Below are 24,719 nucleotides of genomic sequence, written 5' to 3'. Positions count from 1 at the left end.
GAAGGTCGCTCGGTGCCCTGCTCGACGAGATGGCCGCAGCTGAGGTCGAAGCCGACCGGCTATAGCGTCACAACACCAGCTTGGCCAGCTCCGCGCGCGAGGCGACGCCCAGCTTGGGGAACGCCTTGTACAGGTGATAGGCGACGGTGCGCGGGCTCACGAACAGCTGCGCGCCTATTTCGCGGTTGGATGCCCCCGTGGCGGCCAGCCGAACCACCTGGAGTTCCTGCGGAGTCAGCACGCCGAGCGGATCGCCGGCACGGGAGTGGTCGGGCATGGAAAGCCCGGTCGCGCGCAGTTCGGCGGCGGCGCGGTCCGACCAGACGGCCGCGCCGAGCCGGTCGAAGGTCTCCATGGCGGCGTGGAGTTGCGGGCGAGCCTCGGCGCGACGCCTATTGCGGCGCAACCACTCTCCATATACCAGGCGAGTACGTGCCTCATCGAAGGGCTGCCGGTGTCGGGCGTGCAGCGCCAAGGACTGCTCGAGAGCTCCCCGGCCGCGTTGTCCGGGGCCAGCAGCGCACGTGCCCGATGCAGAATGGCGAGTGCCGCCGCCTGGCCCGTGCTCTCGACCCATTCCGCGAGAGGGCGCAGCCGATCGTGGCCCCGTCGCGAATCGCCCAGCCGGATTGCGGCTTCGATGTAGTCCGGCCACGCATACCACCACAGGAAGGCGTGGCGGGTGGGACCGGTCATCGCCTGGTCCACCCGATCGAGCACCGCATCGTAGCGGCCCAGTCCGAGATCGAGGATCACCCGCGCGTACTCGACCCAGCAGGCCGCCGGCATCCACGCACGCTGGTCCGCGTCCTGAATCGCCTGCTCCGCCAGAGCAATACACTCGGCTTCCGCCCCGGCGATCGCGGACAGCCAGGCGTGCACGCCCGCCAGGTATCCGCGCCACATCGGCTGGCCGACATCTGATGCCAAGGTCATGCCCGCGGTCGCTGTGGCCCGCGCGGAGGGGTGCCGTCCGTTCAGGAGCTGGGCGATGGCGAGGAGCGTCATGGCCTGGGGCATGCGTCCCAGTCGCCCTTCGGCCCGGCATTCCTCGACGAGCCCGGTCGCGCGATCGAGCATGCCGTACGCGCCGGCGCGGGCCAGGTCCTGAAACGCGATGAGGTAACGCAACTCCGACGGTAGGTGACCGGCCGGGATCACGAAGTCGGCCGCCGTCGCGGGCTTGCCTTCGACGAGCAGGCGCAGCGCGCGGTTGGCCGAGCGCACCATGGCAGGCAGCCCCGCACCGTCCGGGCACATCTCCTCGGAGCGGCGAGCCAGCGCGAGCTGATCCGGGTGTGTGGCGCTGGCCCAGGTGTAGTAGCCCGCCAGTGCGATCAGCGACAGCCTGGCCGGCATGTCGTCCGCCGCCTCGGCCCCTTCGTGCATGAGCCGCACGGCCGCCAACGGCCGAGCGGATCGGAGTTCCAGTTTCGCGCGTACGTAGGCGAGCTGTGCCAGCACAGTGCCCGTCGGTGTCTCCGCCTCTGCCCGGTCCCGTGCCCTGTCGACCAGTTCACCCGCGCGTTGCCACAGTCCGGCTTCGGTCGCGGCTTCGGCCGCGGCCGTCCACCGTCGGACGGCCTCAGCAGGATCTGTGGACAGCTCGGCCGCACGTGCGTACGTGGCCGACACCGCCGCCTGACCACCGCGTTGCCGCGCACGCAGCGCCAGCCTTTCGAGCTTCCCGGCCAATTCCTCGTCCGGCTGGAGGGCGACGGCAGCGAGATGCCAGGCACGCCGGTCGGCGTCGACCGCCGCGGCCAGCGCCCGGTGCGCGGCCATCCGGGTGGCGATGTCGCAGGCCAGCAGCACCGCGGTACGCACCAGCGGATGCCGGAAGGTGACACCGTCCGGGCCCACCCCGACCAGGCCCGCCCGCTCGGCCACCGCGAAGTCCTCCAGCGAAGCGCCGAGCAGGCCGATCGTGTGCGTGAGCACGTCCAACTCGTCGATGTTCTCCAAGACCGCCACCAGCATGCAGGACCGAGTGTCGTCCGGGAGCTCTGCGATCCGCGCGCGGAACCCCATCAGTACCCTGTCCGTCACGGGCTGTTCCGCACTAGGAGAGAACGGCGGTAGGACCAGAGCGCCCTTGCGTTGCTCGCGGGTGAGCATGCGGGGCAGTTCGATCAGGGCGAGCGGATTTCCCATCGCCTCGGCGATGATCTGGTCACGTACGGCGAGTGGCAGGTCCGGGGCTTCGTCCTCGAGGAGTTTGCGGGCAGCCTCGTCGTCCAGGCCACCTGGTCGCAATTCGGGCAAATCCCGTGCGGGACAATCTTCCCCGGAACACCAGCCGTTCCTCGATGCGAACAGTACGGCGACGGGCTCGGTATGCAGGCGGCGCGCGGCGAACAGCAGGGCGTCGGAGGATTCACCGTCCAGCCATTGCGTGTCGTCGACCAGGCACACCACCGGGCTCGCCACCGACAGCTCCACCAGCAGGCCGAGCGTCGCGAGCCCGACGAGGAATCGGTCACCGTGCACGACGTCACCCAGACCCAGGGCGGCGCGCAACGCATTCGCTTGCTGCGGCGGCAATGCCTCCACCTGATCGAGCACCGGGCGCAGCAGTCGATGTAGGGCAGCGAACGGCAGATCGGCCTCAGACTCGACACCAGCCACCCGCAATACCCGTGCCTCCGCTGTTGCGGCAGCGTATTCCAGGAGAGCCGACTTGCCGACGCCCGCCTCGCCACGGATCACCAAAGCGCCGGACCGGCCCTTCAGCAGCCCGTCTATGGCCGACTGCTCCGCTTGCCGGCCGAACAGCATGGATCCCATCCAACAACGCCTATCCCTCGTGCCGCACGAAACACGGCACGGTTCAGATTAGCGTGACGTTGGCCGGCGTTCTCGACGCCGGATTAGGTGGTCAGCTCCGCACGGGTGGGACCGGGCCGCGGTCAGGTCCAGTTATCCAGTGCCGCCTTGCATTCGGCCGCGTCCTGACGGTCGCTGGCCCAGGCCACATAGCCGTCCGGGCGGACCAGCATCGCCGGATGCGCCGGATCGGCAGGCCTGACGACACGCACGTGGTCAACCCAACCAGCCTCCGCCACTGCACCATTGGCGACCAGTACGAACCGCCCGCCCCGCAGCGCCTCGTACAGCCGCACCGGTGTGCCCTGCAGCGGAGTATCGCCGACCCGACTGCCGACGAGGCGATGCGCACCCTCGGGGCGTGGGTAGACGAACCCGATACCCGAGATCGACCCCGCGGCCTTGCGCGCGATCGGGGGTAGTTCGAGTGCCGTTCCCGCGACGACATTGCGGGCCAGCTGACCGATCCGCGATTCCAGCATGGCGCCGCGAATAATCGCGCCGCTGCTGCGCAGCACTTCCCGTCCTACCGGGTGTCGTTCGGCGTGATAACTGTCCAGCAGCCCGACCGGGGCCCAACCCTGAATGGCCGCAGCGAGTTTCCAGCCCAGATTGGCGGCGTCCTGCAGTCCGGTGTTCATGCCTTGACCACCTGCGGGCGAGTGCACGTGCGCGGCGTCACCGGCCAGGAACACCCGGCCGACTCGATACGACTCGACCTGCCGTTCGTCGCTGTGGAATCGCGACATCCAGCGCGGGTCGTGCATCCCGTAATCGGAGCCGAGCGCGCGGCGGGCCACCTCCCGCAGCTCGTCCAGTTCCACGGGTTCGGTGTCGGGCAGCTGATTGCGGCGGTTCCAGGCGAAGACGCGGTACCAGCCGTCACCGAACGGGGCGATGAAGGCGAAACAGTCCCCGACACCGTTGACGGCCAGCACATCCTCCGGCGCAGCGGTGAGCCGGACATCGGCCAGCATGATCGACTTCAGTACCGATTTGCCCGGGAATTCCAGGCCCAGTGCTTCCCGGACCCGGCTATGGTAGCCGTCCGCGCCGACCAGATAATCTGCGCGCACTCGCTGCTTCGAATCCTCGTGCTGCACAGTGGCGTCCACACCTTCGTCGGTCTGTGCGAGCTCGGTCAGCACGGCCCCTGGTGCCAGGTTGGCGCCGAGTTCCATTGCCCGACGGCGCAATACGTTCTCGACGTGGGTCTGTGGCACGATGAGCAGGTACGGGAATCGGCTGTCGAGCAGCCCTGCCAGATCTATGCTCACCGACCCGAACAGTCTGAGTCTTCCTACTTTCGCGCCCGCAGCCACGATCTCGTCGGCAATCCCGCGCGCATCGAGCTGTTCGAGAGTCCGGGCGTGCACGCCGAAGGCGCGTGTCAGGTCCGACCCGTGCTGATGCCGTTCCACCAGGGTGACGGCCACCCCCGCCCGGGCCAGGTCACCGGCCAGCAGCAGCCCGGTAGGGCCGCCGCCGACGACAAGTACATCGGTTTGCTCAGGAATCATATTGTGCTCCAACCAAAGTAGTTTGTTCGTGATTCGGCGTGTGGAGTGCTCATGTGTCGCGTCATGCCGTTGTGGATGCGCGGCGGTAGAAGTCGATCTGGTCGGCGACTACACGGTCCCGGAACTCGGTGTTGGTGTAAAAAGTGAAGTGGGTGCCGGGATAGACACGGAGTTCGCCGTGGGGGGCTCGGCGGGCCAGCTCACGGCTTTTTTCCAGGGGTGTTTCTCGGTCCTCGGCGGCTACGCAGACCAGTAGCGGGCGGGACAGGCGGGCGGCGGACTCGGCGGGCCGGTAGCGCATCATCCGCAGTAGAGCTCTGGGGGCTACGATATTGCGCCACAACGTGTTCTGATTTCCACCGGTCAGAGCCTGGATATGCTGTTCGGCCTCCGGGCTCGCAGTCACGGCGAGCTCTCCGGGGTGGCCCACCATGGGGATGTAGTAGGGGCGAAGGCCCAGCTTGCCGCGGAGGGCGTCCCAGATGATCGCGGTGAGCAGCTTCAGTGTGTCGGCGGTCGATCGGCCCTCGACCTTCTTCGGGAATCCGTTGAACGGGATCTGCGCCACGATGGCTGCGATGCGGGGATCGCCGGCGGCCACGGTGATTACGTGGGCTCCGCCCAGCGAATTGCCCCACAGCAGCACCCTGCCGGGATCGACCCGTTGATGTTCTCGAGCGAAGTCCACAGCGGCCGCGATATCGGCAAGCTGGGCGTCGATATCGGGGAGCTGGCGCGGTTCGCCATCGCTCTCTCCGAACCCTCGGTAATCGAAAACCAGCGCCGCGAAGCCCGCGGCGGCGAAGCGCTCGGCGTAGTCGAAGAGGCGGTCCATCGTTCCGCTGAAGCCGTGGCACAGCACCACGCACGGCACCGGACCGGATTCGGCGGGCAGGTAAAGGTAGCCGACGCACCGGACGCCGACAACGGTGAACGACACTTTGGTTCGCATGCAGATCATCTCCACGGCTGTAGACCGGCTGCCAGTAGCCGGCGATTGGTTCAGGAAAGGAGTTCGCGTGCGGCGGCCCAGGCTCGGGCCAGCCCGAACTCGGCCAGCCCACGGAGCAGGTCGCGGAAGGTCTCCTCGGTGGCCCCGGCTGCCCTGGCCAGCTCAGCGTGCAGGTGCATCGATTCGCCCAGCGTCTGGTAGAAGACGTCCACGGTCAGGCACGCGATTGCCCGTTCCCGGACGCTGAGGTGCGGGCGGGCCCAGCGCTGGGCCAATTGGTCCTCTGTGAAGGCGGCCAGTCTGGGGTCCACATCCTCCAGTGCACGGACAGTACTGGACAGCGCACCGGTCAGCGGCACTGGCGAGACCAGATCGACGTCCTGCGCTTCGGGTAGGCCGAGTTCGCGCAAGCGCTGAAAGGCTGAGACGACGACGGGGTAGCCCACATACGGGGCCAGGTGGCGGTAGAGCTCCCTGATGGCCTCGGGTTCAACGCCGTTGGTGAGGGCCATCCGCACATGGATGCTCAGGGGCAGGTCCAGGTGCGGGTGGCACAGGTCGGAAGTCAAACAGACGAAGGCTTTCTCGCGCATCGTCAGATGCGTCAGGCCCCAGAGGTTGTCGCCCGCGCCGACGGCGAGCTGGGCGAAGACGGGGTCGAGGGCGGTCAGCGCGTCGGCTCCGGAGAGCTGGGTCATGATGTACCCCGTTCACGACAGGCCCAACGCGCGCAGGCGCAGGGCATCGAGGGTGTACTGGGGGACGACGCGGCCGAGTGTGCTCATCAAACGCGACTTCTTGCCGACCGGATAGCGAGAGCGCGGCTTGCGTGCGGTCAGTGCGTGCAGCACGGCCCGTGCGATCACGTCGGGGCTCGAGCCGGTGCGTTCCTCTTCGAGACTGCTGGCGACCATGGTCCGATAGGCCCCGCCGTACAGCCGCTTGCCTTCGGGTCCGAGAGAATCCACGCGGGGTTCGACCTCGTCCTCGAGTTTGTCGACGGCGTCGGTTCGGGTGGATCCGGGTTCGATGAGGACTGTGTGCACGCCAAAGGGTTTCAGCTCCATGCGCATGGCGTCGTTGATCGAGCGGATGGCGTGCTTGGAGGAACAGAGCGGACCGCCGAAGGGCAGGGTGATCCAACTACCCACCGAGCCGACGGTGACCACTCGGCCGTGTGAGATCCGCAGCATCGGCAGCATGGCCTGGGTGACGGCGATCTGGCCGAACACGTTCACCTCGTACTGCCGACGCCACTCGTCCAGCGGAACGAACTCGACTGGTCCGGTCACGCCGATTCCGGCGTTGTTGACCAGCGCGTCGAGGCGGCCCAGACCTTCAGCGACCTCGGCGATCCGGCCCGGATCGGTGACGTCGAACTGGAGCGGGATGACGGTCTTGCCGAGCGCCTGCCCGTCGGCCTCCTTACGGACGCCGGCGTAGACGGTGAAGCCCTCGTGGGCCAGCAGCAGCGCGGTGGCCCGCCCGATGCCGGTGGAAGCACCGGTCACCAGCACGGTCGCCGAGCGCGCTTCGGATCGTTTCGCCATAGTCCGACGCTACGAAGGTCGCGGAAGCCGTCGCGTCCGTCAGATGACTGGTATGCGCCCGCGCTCGTATCGGTCAGGTGACGCAGGCCCGTCGCGACGCGGGGCCTGCCACCCCGGCGTCGCCGAGCCAGCGACGAGCCCACTGCCGATTCCCGAAGGATTCACCGCCTACCCGGTGCGCGATCGGCCACTGTCTTTCCGGAACGTCTCGCCCGCCGAGCTCGATCGCCTCGGAGACCGGGAAGCTGTCGTCGATGTGCAAAAGATCGACAATCGGGTCGACCTGACCGGTGCAGCACCCGTTGCACCGAGCCGCAGCCGGCATGCACGAGATCGCCCCGGACCCGGCCACACCGAACCTGTGCCCGCTCGACCGACGTCGTTATAAGCAAATCGGATTCGAGAACAACGAACACGCCCACGCCCGATGCACGGCGGCGATCTCCGCAGTTGGGAGGCGACCGCATCGACTTCGCCGGTCCGACGATCACCGCGCTTCTCGGTACCATCACGGGCGAGATAGGCCAGGGTTGTCGGACGCTCGAGGCAGGTGGAGCGCACGAAGTTGGTCAACAGCAGTTTGCCGGTGCTCTCCCGTGCGATGCGCGCCAGTCGATGCAGCGCCACCACGGTCTTTCCCGTTCCGGCCGGTCCGATGATGCACTCGGGGCGGCTGATCGATCCGTTGACTTGGTTCAGGAATCTGGGCCTCACGAAGATCTCTGAATCCGCTGGAGTGCGCAGGCCCCGAGATCAAGGAACTGGCACGCCGCGACGGTGGCGCGATCGAGGCATCGACGACCTGGACCGTCAACAGTGACACCGGCACCGAGTCGCAGCGGGTGGCGTGCCGCACTAATCGGAGTGAGCCGGTATGTCGATCCTGAGTTCCCTGACATTCCAGCTGCTGTCAACAATGTCGTGGACCTTTACCGGCTGCTGACCGCATCCACCGGAAGCGCGCTTGCCGAACGCCAGTGCAGTGTCCTGACCGATCCTGAGCACAGCGCGCAGGTCGGTCAGGTGGTTGCGACCGCTGCACGGGAGGCCGATGACGTCCTGTTGGTGTATTTCGCCGGACATGGTGTGGTGGATCGACGTGGGCGACTGTTCTTGGCGCTGTCCGGCACCAGCCGAGACCACCCTGAGTGGAGCTCGGTGCCGTTCGCAACGCTGCGCGATGAACTCATCGCGAGTCCAGCCCGTGCACGCATCTTGATCCTGGATTGCTGCTTCTCGGGACGAGCGTTCGAGGCCATGGGAGCGTCCTCCTCGCTCGTCGATGGTCAAATCGACATTCAGGGGACCTACACCATCGCATCCTCTGCCAGAAACGAACCTTCGGTCGCGCCCGAAGGCCACCGCCACACCGCCTTCACCGCGGCCTTGCTCAGCACCGCCACCAACATCGGCCTTACGCTCGATCAGCTCTACCAGAAGGTCGACCAGACTCTGCACCGTGACGGCTACCCCCGCCCTCAGCGACGAACCGTCAACATCGCCGGTGAACTGCGGCTGTTCACCCCGCCTGCCACCCGACCGGTATCTGGCGGCGACACCTCGATTGCGCCGATCACCGATCTGGGCTCGACCACAGTGCCAGCCATGCTGGCCACTCATCGGCTGGTCCTCCTCGAGTTGGTGAGTACATCGACCAGGTACGTACGAAGGTCCCGCCTAAGACGCTGAGGACCTATGAGTCGGCATGGCGTGCGATTAACGGGAATTGGCGAGACCGCGAGAACGGATCTGATGCGCATCCATCAGTTCTTCTATCTCCCTGGTGGTCGGCTCGCTCAACGCTCGGTCAGCCCATACCTGGCCTGGCGCTTCACGATCTCGACCGCGACAACTGCCTGGTGCGGCTACGGACGCGGGGCGGGGGTTCCACTGGCATCCGGTTTCGCCCCGTCTCATGGCCGCCCCTGGGAAAGCATGCCGAACGTCGGGGAGGTGAGAACGCTACGCATCGAGTGCTGCGCAAACGCAGCGGGCGCCCGATCAGCTATAGGCGTTACGACGGGTTGTGGAATCGAGTCCGTGAGAACCTGCCGTGGGCGAAGGAGTTGGAGGTCACCACCTCCTCGATCACGGAGACCGTGCATGCCCACGTCCGCCCGTCGTTCGGGGAGACGGTCGAGCGGGTCTATGTCGGCAGCACCACGAAGACACAGCTGTCCTGACCCACCTGCGCGGGGATGTCATCGAAGCACTCATGACGGTCACCGGCGAACCCCATCCACTCGCCAGGAACCAACGGCCGCAGGCCTCACCAGTCGATAGCCGGCCAGCCTTGTTCTCGGGACGCGGGCAATCATCTCTCATGGATCAAGTCGATCGCTCGCCGGAGCGTTGAATGCGCTTGCCGGGCGGGAGATCCGCGCTTGCCGATGTGCGCTGACCGCCAACCGATCCTCTCGGGTTGGCAGCATACCGGCCACCGGAACCTCAACCTGCTCGAGATCGCCCATTCCGGAGGTCCGGATGTCCCGTCGGTGGGGAACGCCTTATTCGAACGGGAATTCGGCGTGCTCACCGACATCGACATGAGAGCGGAACTCGTGAGGACATGGAGGGCTACCCGCAACCACGGTTCACGTCGAGGTAGGCCGGCCCGATCGAGATGAACATATCGCGGTCACCCGCGGTGGTGGTCATGCGCCCGGCAAGAGCATTCCGGTCTCCGGGTCGTACCAGCGGCATGCCTCGGGTGGCAGGTACAGATTCGAGGGGCCGCCCTCGTCGGCGCGGAAGCCCGGCGGTGCTTGGACTTTCACCGTCTGCCCGCTGACGCGGGTGGTGAGCAGAGTCGAGGAGCCGAGGGGCTCGAGCACTTCGAGTTCGCCCCGCACCGTCGCGGCCGCCGGTCCGTCGGTCACCACGATGGCCTCGGGTCGGATACCGAGCCGCAGCGTCTCGCCTTCGAACGAGGACAGCGCGGCAGGAACGGCGAGCGATTGCCCACCCAGGTCGATGCGCAGCCCCGCCTCCGCCGCGCGGACTGTGCCGGTGAGGAAGTTCATCGGCGGGCTGCCGAGGAAGCCGCCGACGAATTCGGTGGCGGGGTCGTCGTAGACCTCGGTGGGCGGGCCGCATTGGACGATCGCCCCGTCGCGCATCACGGCGACGCGATTGCCCAGCGACAAGGCCTCGACTCGCGGAAGCGAGGAGTCCTCCTTCGGCGCGGCCAGGGACACCGATCGTGTTCTGGGACCTCACGTGCAAGCCGTCGCGGCCACCGCATGGGCATTCGCCCCCCTGCGCCCGCCGCTCGCGCTGCCACTGGATGCCTGGACCGCTCAGTACCCCACGGCCACAATGCCTTCGGTCCCAACCGTCTGCCACGCCACCGGGTTGCCGGACCGGAACTCGACACCCGTCCCGCCACACCCGAAGGAAGCCAGCTCATGACGTCGAGTGATCACAACAGGATGCGGCTCGAGCATCTTCGCATGGCATTGGGATGGGATCCGGTGCGGCGCAATTGGTTCGGCCCCGACGCCAAGGACATCGATCTGAACGCTTCGGCATTGATGTTCGCCGAGGACCACATCACCGATGTCGTCTACCACCAGCAGCTCAGCTCGCGAGACGGCTCGGTGCGCCACCTCGGGGACAGCACTACTGGCGAAGGCAAAGGCGACAACGAGGTGATCACGATCGACCTGACCCGGATACCGCCGCAGATCACCACCATCGTTCTTCTCGTCACCTCATATACCGGCCAAACCTTCGACCAGATCGACAACGCGTTCTGCCGCGTGGTCGACAGCACCTCCGGCACCGAGATCGCTCGTTACGACCTCAGCGCAGACGCTTCCCACACCGGCCTGGTGATGGGCAAAGTGTCCCGGCCTGGGGGAACGTGGCGTTTCGAGCCGATCGGCGAGGCCATCAGCGCGCAACATCCGGTCGAGGCGATCCCGCACATGACCCGATTCCTGACCTGATCGGATAGCTGACGCGCAGTGCAGTCGAACGCCTTTCCACCTTCGGTCGCCTCCGATGATCCGGCTACACAGGAATCAAGCGATCGACATCGACATTCACCACATGGAGCCCTGGTGCTCGTAGGAGCCACGCGGTGGTGTGTGGGTCGATATCAGCTCAACCTGTGCTGGAGGCACGCTGGAAACAATTCGATCGCGGCGCCCTATGAACCGATGCCGGCTTCGGAGACGGACCAGCCCGTGGAGCCCATTGCTGCGCCCCGCGGTTGGACAGACCGTAGACCGCGAGAGGCCGCCCGCAGTCTTCGGGGGACGCCGCCGAGAATGGGTTGTTCACCCGCGGTGCAGACCGGGCTTGTTCGGCCGCGGCCCCGCTACGGAATCAGCCCGGGAGCCGGGTTCCACAGGGCCTGGCGTGTCGGCTATCCGGCGCTGACTGTCTGCTTCCGCGGCTCGGGCATCGATCTCGCGTCGCGCGAAGGCGATATCGCGTGCGCTACGCACTGACAATCGGCCGAGCGAGGCCGCGGCGAAGAACAGGATCAGCGCACCGAGACCATAGAAGTAGGTCAGCTGCAGCACGGCATGCTTCAGGTCGGACGTAGCGACGGGTTCCCCGACGTCCCCGATCCCCAGTGGGTCCGCCAGCAGCGGCCCGATCACGAACCACACGCCCGCCGCCACTGCCAGCCACCCACCGAAGCTCGCCACGAGCCGGTTGCGGCTTGCCAACATGAGCAATCCGCCGATGATCGCGGCGACGCCGGGCAATACCTGGAGCCACCCACGCGCCGCCGTCCACACCCATGGCTCGTCCGGAGTGAACGCGAAGTCGAAGTACGGCCCGACGAACGGGATCAGCGCACCCCACACGCCCAGGAGTAGCACACCGAGCCCGCCGAGAGCTCCCCGGCTACGCGGAATCCGAAGCGGACGACCGCGGCCTGCGGAAACATTGTCGTCGACGTCCCTCATGACGCCTCCATTCATCGAAGTAGATGCATATATCGCCTACCCTCTGTCCACCGCGATACGCACGAACACCGCAAGCGGCGTCCACAACCTCCAGTGACCGGCGTTCGTGCGGCTGCGAAACAACACCTGGGCCGAGCTGCGGGGCAGGGCAGGGCGAGATACGCCGCCGTGACCAGGCCGCTCACGCGTCCGGTTACGTCGTCGGCGACGACCGCGTCAAGGTCGGGTCGAAGCTGCACTCCGGTCGCCGCGTCACACCAGCTCGTCCTCACTCGTGACCGCTCCGGTCGGCAATCGGCGCGCGACCGCTGCCAGCGTGGTGACGCACGTGTCGGTTCGACTACGCCGGCCAGGTTCAGCCAGGTCAGCACACCCACTGACCGACCGTGGCCGTGACAACAGGGAAGACCCGATAAGCAGGGCATTTCGAATTTCCCGGCGATCCGGGCGCTGCCTGCAAGCCGAGCGACTCCGCAGCAGAGCAATATCGTCGCGTCGCGATGCATCCATACGGCGGCCAAGCCTCATACCTCGCAGTCCGCAGTCCTCATCACCGCTGGACTGTCACCCAGCTCCGAGACATGGCAAGTGACAACTCGGCGTTGCGACTCACCCCTGGGGTGCAGCGCCCGCAGTCGCGAGTCGAGTATTTTCGGTACCGCTCGAGCTCCAGTCGGGTATAGCACCACTGCCGCTTCAGCCCCGGATTCATGCTCCCCGGGGCCGAAGCGCTGCTCTCGCACTCGGAGAAGGATCGGCGCCGATGATCCGCGCTGACCCTCGCGAGCGCCTCACCCGGTGGTGAGTTGCCCCGTAGTGGCGTTCCATTCGATCCAGCCGCGTTGGAAATCCATGCGACGGCCAGGGGACGTCGAATTCGTCGGAGATGGGGAATCCGAGTCGGCCGTTCTCGTAGCCTTGCCGGGCCCATTCGCCGAAGATACCGCCGTAGACGGCGTCGGTTCCTGCCGGGGAGTGATAGATGTTGCCGGTCTGGAACCGGTTGAACCGGGCCGGACCGTTCGGCGTGGACAATTCTCCGCTGACCGGCCACCGCAACGCGGACGTACTTGTTCCCGATCAGCCCAAACACTTCCCAGGCCCCGGTCTTGTCTGTCCAGTAGATGGCACCGTTGTCGAAGTCTTGAACGGAGAAGCCGGGCTTTGACCCTGTCCGACGGTGGCGGGATGCAACGCACCACCGCGCGCGTGATGACCGCCTTGCTCTACACCGAACAAGCCACAATGACCGCTGTGGACCTGTGCGCAGAGCTGTCGATCAGCTCCGGCGCGGTCTCCGCCGCGATCAAACAACTCATCCCCGTCGGCCTGATCGAACGCGTCCCCGCCCCCGGCAGCCGCCGCGACCATTACCGCTTCCGCGCAGGCGCCTGGGCAGCATTGATGTCGCAGCAGAACACGATGCTGGCCACCATGCGTGACGCCGCCCAGGAAGGCATCGGCGCTTCCGCCCCGGACACCGCCACCGCGGCGCGCCTGCACGAGATGCAGGACTTCTACACCTACATGACCAACGGACTGGTTCCGCTCGTTGATCGCTGGCGCGAGCAGTACGCCGCCGAACACGACTCAGCCGAGCTTCACCGCCATAAGCTCAGCCGGCCTCGCATCCGCCGAGCCAGGGGTGATACGGCCGCCCGTGGCGTAGTCGGGAACGGTGATCGAGTCGTGTACTCGCAAGCCCGGCTATTGAATCCTGCCACGCCACGGCTCATCACTGCTGGCAGCGCACTGATCAGCAGAATGCCTCGACTCCGGGTCACGTGTGGCGACCGTCTCTGTGCACCCGGTGCTGGAGTGGACCTAGGAGGTTCACCCTCCCAGACGCGTAGTCTCTACGGTAGTCTGAGAATGTGGCGATCGAGTGGTACTGGGCGCTCGCCCAGATGCTGGCGCGAACAGGAGTCGACCCGGACGACGTATTCGACTTGGTGGATGCGTGGATGAAGGGGAAGCGACCGGTCTGGCTACGATCGGCTGCCGACCCGGCGACCGGGCTGGTATCGCTGGTGATCTGGGGTCGCGCTGACGACGGCACACCGATATCGGTGTTCGCCCGTCACCTCGGTCGCGACATCGAGGTGTACAACGCCGCATACCTCACAGCAGACCAGACCGCGGACTTCGAGAAGTGGGAGGCGACCCGCAATGACTGATCCGTTCTTGAACATGAGCCCCGCCGAGGTAGCGGCGATGACCGAGCGCCTCGAGTTCACCGATGAACCGGTCACCCCGCCGATCGAGACCGGCGCGGGCGCGGAACCGGTCCTCATCCCCCGATCGGTGAAGCTGACCCGTGACCTCGATCAGGCGTGTAAGCGCCGCGCGGCGAACCTCGGCATGTCGCAGTCGGCCTATATCCGTTCGTTGATCGAACGCGACGTGGCCGAGGCCGGAACCGGCGCGCAGCGACCGGCGTGGGTGCGCGAACTCTTGGCCGTGATCGCTCAGCACGAGAACGACGAGCACCGCAAGGCATCCTGAGCCGAGTTCGGCGGTCGACGTCGACCAGTCGGGATGACCGGTTTTGTGTGACTACTCGCCGGGCTTGGAGCCGCTCACTGTCAGCGAGCGTCTGCTCGCGCAGTGCCGCCGGACCCGGGCGGATGACTGATTGGTTCGACGCGTTCTCGTCAACCAGCGTCCTCATCCGTCTCGAGCGAAGCTTCACTGTGCCCGCATCCCGCCGCGATGCCGACCTACGAGGACGACATCAACGTGCGTGTCCGGTCCTTGCCATCCGCACCGGGTATCCCAGCTTCCCGGAGCAAGTGGGCTTACATCGCGCTGCAGGCGCAACGAATCAACGAGAAGCCGCACATCAGTCTGCGGGCACCCGGCCTTTCGGACCCTCGCCAGCCCGGGACGAGACAGCCTCGGCCTCCCCTCATCGAATCGCTGAACATTCGCGAACTAGTAAAAGTCAATTTCAGCTGGATGACCTTGAACCATTGACAAAAGTACCGGCATGTAGCAATGCTGAAACTGTGTCAGGGCAGCATGATCCGACCCCAAGTAGCCGTAGGAGAAACTACAGCAGCGGCATTCGGTCAGCCCCCCAACCACTCCCCGTGGGCTTGGGACGGACTCGATCTCCGCGATTCTCAGATAGTTCCGCAGTCTCGCGATGGCCCACTCGTGGTTGATGCCGCGGTTCATCTCCGAAATGTTCCTCCCACAGGTGCGCTCCGACCAAAACGCTCAGCGTCGACGGCCGCCGTCGCGCCGTCGCCGCGCGGCGCGGATCTTGCCATCGGCGACTGGCCTGCGAGCAGCGCGTAGATCTGAGTGGGTTTCGCTGGAGGCGTGCCCGAGCCGTCTTGCCCGATAACGGTAGTTATGGGGCAACACACCTCCGGCGGGGACGTTCTACCCGCGCACGTAACTGCCGCCTAGACGGCCACATCCCTGCCGAGCTAGGGGTAGTTCCGCTTTGCGTACCTGACGAGGCGGACGATATCGGCCCCGCCGGAGCACCAATTGATCCTGAAGGTCGGCGGGTAGAAGCCAAAGCTCTCCGAAGATATGACTGCCGTGACAAAAGGCCAGGGTCGAGTGCCGGTGCCGTCGTCGTAATTCCACCAGCCGAACATGGGGGATCCTGACTGACCTTTCATCATGTCGACGTTGCTGTTCATGGCGCGGCCGGAGCCGAAGTCCCACTCGTCCTCGTCCATACTCTTGTTCCCGATGAAGATGGGCTGGACTCCGCTGGCGACGTCCCCTGGGTACCCGATCGAGGACCAAACGTCGTCGTCATCCCAGTCGCTGTCGTACTCCCGGACGCCGAGCCAACCGAAGGCCTCGCCGAGCGGTTTTTCGAGCACGAGACAGGCGTAGTCCTCATCGACTGTGGTGGACGTAACCGTTGTGATGTCGGTATACGCGATCGCTCGCGTGACGTAGGACCAGTCACGAGCCGTCGCGCCGAACAGGTGGACTTCGACCTTCATCAACCCGCCCGACCAGTCGACGCAATGACTCGCGGTGAGCACGTGACGCGGGCCAACCCCGAATGCCGTCCGGTGCACCGTCATCCCATCTTGCGGGATAAAGCGTTTCGGCAGATCTGCCTTGTTCTCGCCTCGCCTCAGCTACGCCGCTGCCGCAGTGCCCGATAGAACGTCCTCGACTCCATCGCCAGCATCCAAATCGGACAAAAACAGATCGGAGATACGTTGCCCAGCAACTAGTCCTGGGGCGTTAATGGAGAAGGCGGGCCGCCGATCGAGTCGTGCACCAATCCGGTGCAGAGGATTAGCACCACGGCAACGAGGAGGCTGCGCCATGCCTACCATCACTTCCATCTCCCCCACGTCAGGGCCGACGACGGGGGGTACCAGCGTCACGATTACCGGTACCGGGTTCACCGGTCCGACGACAGTTCGGTTCGGGAGCACCGCAACCACTTTCACCATGAACTCCCCCACCCAGATCACGGCCATCGCGCCCGCCGGTTCGGCCGGTACCGTACAGGTCACCGTCACCACCGCGGCCGGTACCAGTAACGGGGTCTCCTATACCTATCTGCCGGTCCCGTCCCTGAGCAGTGTCAGCCCCAGCCAAGGGTCCACCTCCGGCGGGACGACGGTCACACTCACCGGATCGGGCCTGACCGGAGTCACCTCGGTCAACTTCGGTGCCACACCGGCAACCTCGTTCACGGTCAACTCCGACACCCAGATCACCGCCGTATCCCCTGCCGGGAGCGGAATCGTGTCGATCACCGTCACCGGTCCAGGGGGCACCAGCAACCCGGTCACCTTCGTCTATGTCACAGTTCCGACCATCACGTCCATCTCCCCGACCGCGGGTCCCGCGTCGGGTGGTAACAGTGTCACGATCACCGGCACGAACTTCACCGGTCCCTTGACGGTACGGTTCGGCAACACCGCAACCATTTTCACCGTCAACTCGCCAACACAGATCACGGCCACCGCCCCCGCCGGGTCGCCCGGCACGGTACAGGTCACCGTCACCGGCTCGGGCGGAACCAGCAACGGCGTCAACTACACCTACGCCGGAGTCCCCAGCCTCACCTCGATCAACCCGAATACGGGGCCGGTCACCGGCGGCACAACGGTCGTCCTCACCGGCACGGGCCTGTCCACCACCAGCGCGGTCACTTTCGGTGGTACGCCGGCGACCTCGTTCACGGTGAACTCCAACACGCAGGTCACGGCGGTCGCTCCCGCAGGAACAGGGACGGTACAGGTCACCGTCACCACTGCCGGGGGCACGAGCAACGGACTCTCCTACACCTACGTCGCGGTGCCCACGCTCACCTCGGTGGTGCCGAACTCCGGACCAGTGGCAGGCGGAACGACGGTTGTCCTCACCGGAACAGGATTCACCGGAGCCACCGCGGTCACTTTCGGTGCCACACCGGCAACTTCGTTCACGGTCAACTCCGCGACACAAATCACCGCCGTCGCACCGGCCGGAACGGGGACCGTCCAGGTCACCGTCACCGCCCCAGGCGGAACCAGTAACGGGGTGTCCTACAGCTACATCCCCGTTCCGACTCTGACCACAGTGGTCCCGAGTGCGGGACCAGTGGCAGGCGGAACGACGGTCGTCCTCACCGGAACAGGATTCACCGGAGCCACCGCGGTCACTTTCGGTGCCACACCGGCAACTTCGTTCACGGTCAACTCCGCGACACAAATCACCGCCGTCGCACCGGCCGGAACGGGGACCGTCCAGGTCACCGTCACCGCCCCAGGCGGAACCAGTAACGGCGTGTCCTATACCTACGTTCCCGTTCCGACTCTGTTCTCGGTAGTGCCGAGTTCGGGACCAGTAGGTGGTGGGACAACGGTCGTTCTGACCGGAACGAACCTGACCGGAGCCACCGCCGTCACCTTCGGCGCCACACCGGCAACCTCGTTCACGGTCAACTCCTCTACCCAGATCACCGCTGTCGCACCAGCCGGAACAGGCACGGTGCAAGTCACCGCCACCACCACGGGCGGAACCAGCAACGGGGTGTCCTACACCTACGTTCCGATTCCCGCTCTGTCCTCGGTAGTGCCGAGTTCGGGTCCGGTCACCGGCGGGACAACGCTCGTGCTCACCGGGACAAACCTGACCGGAGCCACAGCCGTCACCTTCGGCGCCACACCGGCAACCTCGTTCACGGTCAACTCCTCTACCCAGATCACCGCTGTCGCTCCAGCCGGAACAGGCACGGTGCAAGTCACCGCCACCACCACGGGCGGAACCAGCAACGGGGTGTCCTACACCTACGTTCCGATTCCCGCTCTGTCCTCGGTAGTGCCGAGTTCGGGTCCGGTCACCGGCGGGACAACGGTCGTGCTCACCGGGACAAACCTGACCGGAGCCACAGCCGTCACCTTCGGCGCGACACCGGCCGCCTCCTTCACCGTCAACTCCGCGACGCAGATCACCGCGGTCACCCCCGCGGGCACGGGGTCCGTTGCGGTCACCGTCACCACAGTCGGCGGAGCCAGTAACGGCGTCACGTACACCTACGTCGCGGCTCCCACCCTGAGCACGGTGGTACCGAGCTCGGGCCCGGTCGCTGGTGGGACGACAGTCGTTCTCACCGGGACAGGGCTGACGGGAGCTACAGCGGTGACTTTCGGCGCGACACCGGCCGCCTCCTTCACCGTCAACTCCGCGACCCAGATCACCGCCGTTGCTCCAGCCGGAACAGGCACGGTGCAAGTCACCGCCACCACTGCGGGCGGAACCAGCAACGGCGTGGCCTACACCTATGTTGCGCTTCCCACCCTGGCCACCTTGGTTCCCAGTGCGGGCCCGGTCACCGGCGGAACGACAGTAGTGCTCACCGGCACCAACCTGACCGGAGCCACCGCCGTCACCTTCGGTGCGACACCGGCGACGTCGTTCACCGTCGACTCCGCCACCCAAATCACCGCGGTCACCCCCGCAGGGACCGGGTCCGTTGCGGTCACCGTCACCACAGTCGGCGGAACCAGTAACGGCGTCGCGTACACCTATGTTCCGGCGCCGGCTCTGACTTCGGTGGTGCCGAGTTCGGGCCCAGAGAGTGGTGGGACGACGGTCGTTCTGACCGGCACGAATCTGACGGGAACGACCGGGGTGACTTTCGGTGTGACACCGGCGGCTTCGTTCACGGTCGATTCGGCGACGCAGATCACGGCGGTTTCTCCCGCTGGAACCGGGACGGTGCAGGTTACCGCCACCACCGTGGGCGGCACGAGTACCGGCGTCGCGTACACCTATGTTCCGGCGCCGGCTCTGACTTCGGTGGTGCCGAGTTCGGGCCCAGAGAGTGGTGGGACGACGGTCGTTCTGACCGGCACGAATCTGACGGGAACGACCGGGGTGACTTTCGGTGTGACACCGGCGGCTTCGTTCACGGTCGATTCGGCGACGCAGATCACGGCGGTTTCTCCCGCTGGAACCGGGACGGTGCAGGTTACCGCCACCACCGTGGGCGGCACGAGTACCGGCGTCGCGTACACCTACGTACCGATTCCGACTGTGGCCACGGCCGTACCGAGTTCGGGCCCGGAAACCGGCGGGACGACAGTCGTGCTCACCGGAACGAACCTGACCGGAGCCACCGCCGTCACCTTCGGTGCGACACCGGCGACATCGTTCACGGTCGACTCCGCGACGCAGATCACCGCCGTCGCCCCGGCAGGCACGGGATCCGTACAGGCCACCGTCACGACAGTAGGTGGAACCAGTACCGGCGTCACGTACACCTACGTACCGATTCCGACTGTGGCCACGGCCGTACCGAGTTCGGGCCCGGAAACCGGCGGGACGACAGTCGTGCTCACCGGAACGAACCTGACCGGAGTCACCGCGGTCACCTTCGGTGCGACACCGGCGACATCGTTCACGGTCGACTCCGCGACGCAGATCACCGCCGTCGCCCCGGCAGGCACGGGATCCGTACAGGCCACCGTCACGACAGTAGGTGGAACCAGTACCGGCGTCACGTACACCTACGTACCGACTCCCGCTCTGACCACAGTGGTCCCCAATTCGGGGACAGCAGCGGGCGGAACGACGGTTGTCCTGACCGGAACGGATCTGACCGGAGCGACCGCGGTCAGTTTCGGTGCGACACCGGCAGCTTCGTTCACCGTCGACTCGGCGACGCAGATCACGGCGGTTTCTCCCGCTGGAACCGGGACGGTGCAGGTTACCGCCACCACCGTGGGCGGCACCACCAACGGCGTCGCATACACCTATATTCCGGTTCCGGCTCTCGCCAATGTGGTTCCCAACTCGGGACCGGTCGCGGGTGGGACGACGGTCGTTCTCACCGGAACGGACCTGACGGGAACTACCGCAGTCGATTTCGGTGCGACACCGGCTGCTTCGTTCACGGTTGATTCCGCGACGCAGATCACGGCGGTCTCTCCGGCGGGTACGGGAACGGTGCAGGTTACCGCTACCACCGCGGGTGGGACCAGCAATGGCGTGGCCTACACATTTGTTCCGGTTCCCGCTCTGACCACGGTGGTCCCGAATTCGGGGTCGGCAGCGGGCGGGACGACGGTCGTTCTCACCGGAACGGATCTGACGGGAGCGACTGACGTCAGTTTCGGTGCGACACCGGCGACATCGTTCACGGTCGACTCCGCGACGCAGATCACGGCAGTCTCTTCGGCGGGTACGGGGACGGTACAGGTCACCATCACCACCGCGGGTGGTACCAGTAACGGCGTCTCCTACGACTACGTCCCGGCCTTGGGTTCGGCGTTCCCCTTCCAGGGGCCGGAAGCAGGCGGTAACCAGGTCTTCCTCAACGGGAATGGCCTGACCGGAGTCACCGCGGTCACCTTCGGCGGCACACCGGCCACCTCGTTCACCGTCGACTCCGATACGCAGATCACGGCCATCGCAGCCGCGGGGACGGGCGCCGTGCAAGTCACCGCCACTGGCCCGAACGGCACCAGCAACGGCGTGACCTACACGTACATCCCGGTTCCCACCCTGACCTCGGACAGCCCGACTTCCGGGCCCGAAGCAGGCGGAAACACGGTCATCCTGACCGGGACGGGCCTGTCCACTGCGGGCGCGGTCCTGTTCGGTATCTCCGCGTCCGACTTCACCGTCGACTCCGACACGCAGATCACCGCGACCGCTGTTCCGGGGACGGGGACTGTGCAGATCACCGTCATCACGGCGGGTGGAACCAGCAATGGTGTCGCGTACACCTACATTCCGGCTCCCACCCTCAGCAGCGCGGTTCCGAATTCGGGTGCGGCGGCCGGTGGCACGACGGTCGTTCTCACCGGAACGGATCTGACGGGAACTACCGCAGTCGATTTCGGTGCGACACCGGCTGCTTCGTTCACGGTCGACTCCGCGACGCAGATCACGGCAGTCTCGCCCGCCGGAACGGGCACCGTGCAGATCACCGCCACGACAGGAGGTGGGACCAGTAACGGCGTCGCCTACACCTTTATCTGACAGGAGATTCGGCTGGGCCGTCGGCACAATGTGCCGGCGGCCCGGTCTCGTATCTGGTTCCTTGGCCTCTGTTCGGCCACACACCTGCAGTGGGATGCGGTGAACCGTACGCGTTGCTCAGGATATGCCCAGCAGTTATACCGGGCGGTCGGAACGGAAATTCGAAACGGACAAAACGGATTGAAGATGCATTGCTCAGTAAACGGCCCAGGGGAGTTAATGGAAAGGGCGGGCCGCCAACAAAACTCGGGCGCCACACGGTGCAGAGGAACCATTCAGCAATAAGGGGCAGCGCCATGCCTACCATCAATTCCCTCTCCCCAACGTCTGGCCCCACGACAGGGGGTACCAGCGTCACGATCACCGGTACCGGCTTCGCCGATGCCACATCCGTGCGTTTCGGTACCACCGCAACCAGCTTCAGCATTGATTCCCCCACTCAAATCACTGCCATCGCTCCCCCCGGTTCGGCCGGAACGGCGCAGGTGACCGTCACCGGCCCGGGTGGAACCAGTAACGGTGTCTCCTACACGTATTTACCGTTTCCGAGTGCCGGGTCGACGGTCTGCGGGGTGACCGTCACTCTGACCGGGACGGTGCAGATCACCATCCCGACGGGTGGTCCCTGCAACTGTGTCCCTTGCCCCGGTGGCGCGCCTCCCACTCTGACCACGATCAATCCGGGTGCGGGTCCGGAGGCCGGCGGGACAACCGTCACTTTGACCGGGACGGACTTGACCGGAGCCACTGCGGTCAGTTTTGGTGCGACACCGGCGACTTCGTTCACGGTCGACTCCGCTGCCCAGATCACGGTCGTCGCCCCCACGGGGTCGGGAACCGTGCAGGTCACCGTCACCACCGCGAGCGGAACCAGCAACGCGGTCTTCTACTCCTATGTTCCGGCCCCTGCTCTGACCTCGGTCAGCCCGAGTTCGGGACCGGCCGCCGGCGGGACCACGGTCACCCTCACCGGTACGGGTCTGCCTACCGCTGGTGCGGTCTCGTTCGGTAGTACACCGGCGACTTCGTTCACGGTCGATTCCGATACGCAGATCACGGCCGTTTCCCCCGCTGGAACAGGGACCGTGCAGGTCACCGTCACCACTGCAGGTGGTACCAGCAACGGTGTCTCCTACGCCTATGTCCCGGCCCTGGCCTCGATCTTCCAGTTCCAAGGGCCCGAAGCAGGCGGACACCTCGTCTACCTCAACGGGACCGGCCTGACCGGAGTCACCGCGGTCACGTTCGGTAGTACGCCGGCGACGTCGTTCACCGTCAACTCCGATACGGAGATCGCCGTTTTCACCCCTGCGGGGACGGGTACCGTGCAGGTCACTGCTACTGGGCCGAACGGCACCAGCAACGGTGTCTCCTACACCTATGTTCCGGTTCCCACTCTGACGTCGGTCAGCCCGACTTCGGGGCCCGAAGCAGGCGGGAACACGGTTGTCCTGACCGGGACGGGCCTGTCCACTGGGGCCGCAGTCCTGTTCGGCATCGTGGCGTCCGATTTCACCGTGGATTCCGATACGCAGATTACTGCGACCGCTGTTCCGGGGACAGGGACGGTGCAGATCACCGTCATCACCGCGGGTGGAACCAGTAACGGCGTCAACTACACCTACATCTGACAGCTGATGCCGCTGGGCCGCCGACAAGTTATTGTCGGCGGCCCGGTCTCGTTGGGATGCGGCCGAGCGATATGCCGACGCACAGGTCCAGGCTGGGCGGCGATGTCAGCTGGTCGGCCCTCGATTCGTCCCGCAATTGGGGGTCGTCGGCCGCAGCGCTCAGCGACTCCGACCGTGGCTGTAGTCAATACGGTAGGTGGACGCCGTCTCGCACTTCCGTAACGGCCCGGCTGATCAGCTGAAGAATTGCTCGAACTGCTCGCGTGGTGTCGGCCGCCAGGCGTCGCGGGCCGGCGGGCGTGGCCGCGTCAGCTCCTCGGCTGTGGCCTGCACTTGCTTGCCCCGCCCCGCGCCGCATCTGGGGAATACGTCGACCACCGTGCGCGCCACCTCTGCGGCGGGCAGCAAGGTCAACACCACATCGCCGGGTTCGTGGCCGGGACCCGGTTCCTGCACCGCGACCGCGCCATGCTGATAGTGCACCCCGGCGTGCGCACGCAGCTTGCGGTCGCGGCGGGCGCCGGCGAACCCGGCCAGTTCCACTCGGGCCTCCGGCGCCAGCAGCACTTCGACCGCACGCAGCAGATCGTCATCGAGGCACGGGTGCAGCGACCGCGCCGCTCCCTGCCGCAACCGCAAACTTTCCGGCCGGAACTCCGTCGTGTACTGGTGCCGCAACGGATAAGGCAGCACATCCCGTCCGGTGGACTCCCACAGCGTCCGGAATTCGAGCGCGGTGAACCGCCAGCTCCGCACTTCAGGCATGGAAAATTTCCTTACGGCGCCGTGTTGTCGCCGATGACCGGCGGCACTGTCCTGGGCAGGTCATCCAGCCCGGTGAGCTCATTGCCGTGTTCCTGAGTGATCAGGTAGTCCGGAATGCCTTTGCTGGATTCGTCGTCGGACTTGCCGCCGCGCGAACCGGGCGCCATCCCGCCCGGCATGCCGCCCATGCCGGGGCGGCCGGACGGGTTGCCCGACCGCGCCGCGGCCGGGACAGCTCCGGGAGTATTCGGTGTGCCGGGACGCCCCGAAGGCGGCACCGACACACCCGGCCCGCCGGGACCGGTGGGACTACCGGGACTTCCTGGGCTTCCCGGCGTGTTGAGATTCGGGCTGCCGGGGGTCTCGGGCGTGGTGGTCGAGGCGGGTGTGTCCCACCGGGGTGAAGGTGGCATCCCGCTGAGGTGAGGAAGCCGATGTCGGCCGCCTCGAAGGTGCCCGCGCCGAGCGGCCCAATCTGACCGCGGCTACCCAAGGCAGCCTCGAGTCGGAGCTGGGGCTGTTGGAGCAAATCGCCGGCCAAGGCCGGATCGTGCTCGCCGCGTCTGCACCGAATCTGACCAGCAAAAGCTAGCCCGCATCCGGGAGCGTGGACCGCGCTCAACGATCGCCAGCAAGGGCCCTTGTCCGACATCTACGACATCGAGCAGGGCATCGAGGCTTCGCGCAAGCGCGACGGTGCCCGTGGCGCTCGGTGTTGGTCCGACAGTTGGCCCGCATCGTCGAAGCGCGAACACATCGCTGTGTCTTCGAGCGTTTCTGCCGCCAGAAGGAATCCGTACGATCGGACACTCGAATCTAAACCTGATCCGAAGGGCCAGGTGGAGCGCGGTGAGTGAGTCACGAGCAACTGGTGGAGTGTAGGTATTCGAGGCGGGCGCAATTCCTCGGCCACTCCACAGATGCTTCCGTCCCGCTCATCGTCGTAGTGTCCGGGCCGAGTGACACTCGTCCGCATTGGTCGGCTGCTGGGATGGTTCATTTTGCAGCCGGTCGGCCCCGCCACTGATTGCCGCCACTGCATTTGCACGCAGTTTGCTGCAACGTGCGGAAGTGTCTATGGATCG

At 66.0% G+C, this 24,719-nt stretch carries 20 protein-coding genes and 2 pseudogenes; 9 read left to right on the top strand and 13 right to left on the bottom strand.

The annotated features are described in order from the left end of the window. Nucleotides 1-67: 67 nt before the first annotated feature. The 6 genes from IU450_RS27920 to IU450_RS27895 all read right to left on the bottom strand — a co-directional run bounded on the left by IU450_RS27920 (nucleotide 68) and on the right by IU450_RS27895 (nucleotide 6,848). The gene (locus IU450_RS27920; RefSeq protein ID WP_195152720.1) at nucleotides 68-241 is read right to left on the bottom strand and encodes a response regulator transcription factor; all 174 of its coding nucleotides are present in this window, start codon (nucleotides 239-241) and stop codon (nucleotides 68-70) included. Beyond that, on the bottom strand, nucleotides 235-2,787 hold the full coding sequence (locus IU450_RS27915; RefSeq protein ID WP_195152719.1) for an AAA family ATPase: 2,553 nt from the start codon (nucleotides 2,785-2,787) through the stop codon (nucleotides 235-237). Before IU450_RS27915 ends, IU450_RS27920 begins: the two co-directional genes overlap by 7 nt. A 122-nt stretch (nucleotides 2,788-2,909) precedes the next feature. Next, nucleotides 2,910-4,346, bottom strand: coding sequence for an FAD-dependent monooxygenase (locus tag IU450_RS27910; RefSeq protein ID WP_195152718.1), 1,437 nt, complete (start codon nucleotides 4,344-4,346; stop codon nucleotides 2,910-2,912). A gap of 61 nt (nucleotides 4,347-4,407) precedes the next feature. After that, on the bottom strand, nucleotides 4,408-5,298 hold the full coding sequence (locus tag IU450_RS27905; RefSeq protein WP_195152717.1) for an alpha/beta hydrolase: 891 nt from the start codon (nucleotides 5,296-5,298) through the stop codon (nucleotides 4,408-4,410). A 50-nt stretch (nucleotides 5,299-5,348) separates the two neighbouring features. Then, nucleotides 5,349-5,996 carry a carboxymuconolactone decarboxylase family protein gene (locus IU450_RS27900; RefSeq protein ID WP_195152716.1) on the bottom strand — a complete coding sequence of 216 codons (648 nt, stop codon included), beginning with the start codon at nucleotides 5,994-5,996 and terminating at the stop codon, nucleotides 5,349-5,351. 12 nt (nucleotides 5,997-6,008) lie between these two features. Next, complete coding sequence (locus IU450_RS27895) at nucleotides 6,009-6,848, bottom strand: SDR family oxidoreductase (RefSeq protein WP_195152715.1); 840 nt, start codon at nucleotides 6,846-6,848, stop codon at nucleotides 6,009-6,011. Nucleotides 6,849-7,625: 777 nt separating this feature from the next. On the opposite strand from IU450_RS27895, the gene IU450_RS27890 reads away from it, so the two are divergent. Both IU450_RS27890 and IU450_RS27885 read left to right on the top strand, forming a co-directional pair. Beyond that, complete coding sequence (locus tag IU450_RS27890) at nucleotides 7,626-8,537, top strand: caspase family protein (RefSeq protein WP_324197858.1); 912 nt, start codon at nucleotides 7,626-7,628, stop codon at nucleotides 8,535-8,537. 284 nt (nucleotides 8,538-8,821) lie between these two features. After that, on the top strand, nucleotides 8,822-9,031 hold the full coding sequence (locus tag IU450_RS27885; protein ID WP_195152713.1) for a hypothetical protein: 210 nt from the start codon (nucleotides 8,822-8,824) through the stop codon (nucleotides 9,029-9,031). A gap of 471 nt (nucleotides 9,032-9,502) precedes the next feature. Here the strand turns inward: IU450_RS27885 and IU450_RS27880 are convergent, their stop codons facing one another. Beyond that, on the bottom strand, nucleotides 9,503-10,045 hold the full coding sequence (locus IU450_RS27880; protein ID WP_324197857.1) for a TOBE domain-containing protein: 543 nt from the start codon (nucleotides 10,043-10,045) through the stop codon (nucleotides 9,503-9,505). A gap of 210 nt (nucleotides 10,046-10,255) precedes the next feature. Between IU450_RS27880 and IU450_RS27875 the strand changes: the two genes are divergently transcribed. Continuing rightward, complete coding sequence (locus IU450_RS27875) at nucleotides 10,256-10,798, top strand: TerD family protein (RefSeq protein ID WP_195152712.1); 543 nt, start codon at nucleotides 10,256-10,258, stop codon at nucleotides 10,796-10,798. 333 nt (nucleotides 10,799-11,131) lie between these two features. Here the strand turns inward: IU450_RS27875 and IU450_RS27870 are convergent, their stop codons facing one another. From IU450_RS27870 to IU450_RS40105, 3 genes and pseudogenes are all read right to left on the bottom strand, one after another. Continuing rightward, nucleotides 11,132-11,773 (bottom strand): hypothetical protein, encoded by a 642-nt coding sequence (locus tag IU450_RS27870; protein WP_228835241.1) that lies wholly within the window; start codon nucleotides 11,771-11,773, stop codon nucleotides 11,132-11,134. Nucleotides 11,774-12,481: 708 nt separating this feature from the next. Then, nucleotides 12,482-12,808 carry an LGFP repeat-containing protein gene (locus IU450_RS40110; protein WP_228835240.1) on the bottom strand — a complete coding sequence of 109 codons (327 nt, stop codon included), beginning with the start codon at nucleotides 12,806-12,808 and terminating at the stop codon, nucleotides 12,482-12,484. Between the two features lie 79 nt (nucleotides 12,809-12,887). Further along, nucleotides 12,888-13,019: pseudogene (locus tag IU450_RS40105) on the bottom strand (hypothetical protein); the annotation flags it as partial. On the opposite strand from IU450_RS40105, the gene IU450_RS27860 reads away from it, so the two are divergent. The 3 genes from IU450_RS27860 to IU450_RS27850 are packed head-to-tail and all read left to right on the top strand — an operon-like array spanning nucleotide 12,962 to nucleotide 14,278. Next, entirely contained in the window at nucleotides 12,962-13,741 is a 780-nt protein-coding gene (locus IU450_RS27860) for a GbsR/MarR family transcriptional regulator (RefSeq protein ID WP_195152711.1), read from the top strand. The pseudogene IU450_RS40105 and the gene IU450_RS27860 overlap by 58 nt on opposite strands. Beyond that, nucleotides 13,738-13,950: a hypothetical protein gene (locus IU450_RS27855; RefSeq protein ID WP_195152710.1), complete on the top strand. Its 213-nt coding sequence runs from the start codon at nucleotides 13,738-13,740 to the stop codon at nucleotides 13,948-13,950. The genes IU450_RS27860 and IU450_RS27855 overlap by 4 nt, the downstream gene beginning before the upstream one ends. Continuing rightward, entirely contained in the window at nucleotides 13,943-14,278 is a 336-nt protein-coding gene (locus IU450_RS27850; protein ID WP_195152709.1) for a hypothetical protein, read from the top strand. The genes IU450_RS27855 and IU450_RS27850 overlap by 8 nt, the downstream gene beginning before the upstream one ends. Before the next feature lie 932 nt (nucleotides 14,279-15,210). Here IU450_RS27850 and IU450_RS27845 read toward each other — a convergent pair. Then, nucleotides 15,211-15,831, bottom strand: a complete 621-nt coding sequence (locus tag IU450_RS27845; protein ID WP_195152708.1) for a trypsin-like serine peptidase — start codon at nucleotides 15,829-15,831, stop codon at nucleotides 15,211-15,213. 169 nt (nucleotides 15,832-16,000) lie between these two features. Here IU450_RS27845 and IU450_RS27840 point away from each other — a divergent pair, with 169 nt between their 5' ends. The 3 genes and pseudogenes from IU450_RS27840 (at nucleotide 16,001) to IU450_RS27835 (ending at nucleotide 22,869) form a co-directional block, all read left to right on the top strand. After that, complete coding sequence (locus IU450_RS27840; protein WP_195152707.1) at nucleotides 16,001-21,238, top strand: beta strand repeat-containing protein; 5,238 nt, start codon at nucleotides 16,001-16,003, stop codon at nucleotides 21,236-21,238. A gap of 296 nt (nucleotides 21,239-21,534) precedes the next feature. Then, nucleotides 21,535-21,762: pseudogene (locus IU450_RS41380) on the top strand (IPT/TIG domain-containing protein); the annotation flags it as partial. A 48-nt stretch (nucleotides 21,763-21,810) separates the two neighbouring features. Then, complete coding sequence (locus tag IU450_RS27835) at nucleotides 21,811-22,869, top strand: IPT/TIG domain-containing protein (protein ID WP_324197856.1); 1,059 nt, start codon at nucleotides 21,811-21,813, stop codon at nucleotides 22,867-22,869. A 234-nt stretch (nucleotides 22,870-23,103) separates the two neighbouring features. On the opposite strand, the gene IU450_RS27830 is transcribed toward IU450_RS27835, so the two are convergent. Continuing rightward, nucleotides 23,104-23,634 (bottom strand): ESX secretion-associated protein EspG, encoded by a 531-nt coding sequence (locus IU450_RS27830; RefSeq protein ID WP_195152705.1) that lies wholly within the window; start codon nucleotides 23,632-23,634, stop codon nucleotides 23,104-23,106. Nucleotides 23,635-23,645: 11 nt separating this feature from the next. Next, nucleotides 23,646-24,047 carry a hypothetical protein gene (locus IU450_RS27825; RefSeq protein WP_195152704.1) on the bottom strand — a complete coding sequence of 134 codons (402 nt, stop codon included), beginning with the start codon at nucleotides 24,045-24,047 and terminating at the stop codon, nucleotides 23,646-23,648. Between the last annotated feature and the right edge of the window lie 672 nt (nucleotides 24,048-24,719).

The organism is Nocardia abscessus (assembly GCF_015477775.1).
In the GTDB taxonomy this organism is placed as follows: Bacteria; Actinomycetota; Actinomycetes; order Mycobacteriales; family Mycobacteriaceae; genus Nocardia; species Nocardia abscessus_A.
This window is presented reverse-complemented; position numbering and strand designations above follow the sequence as displayed.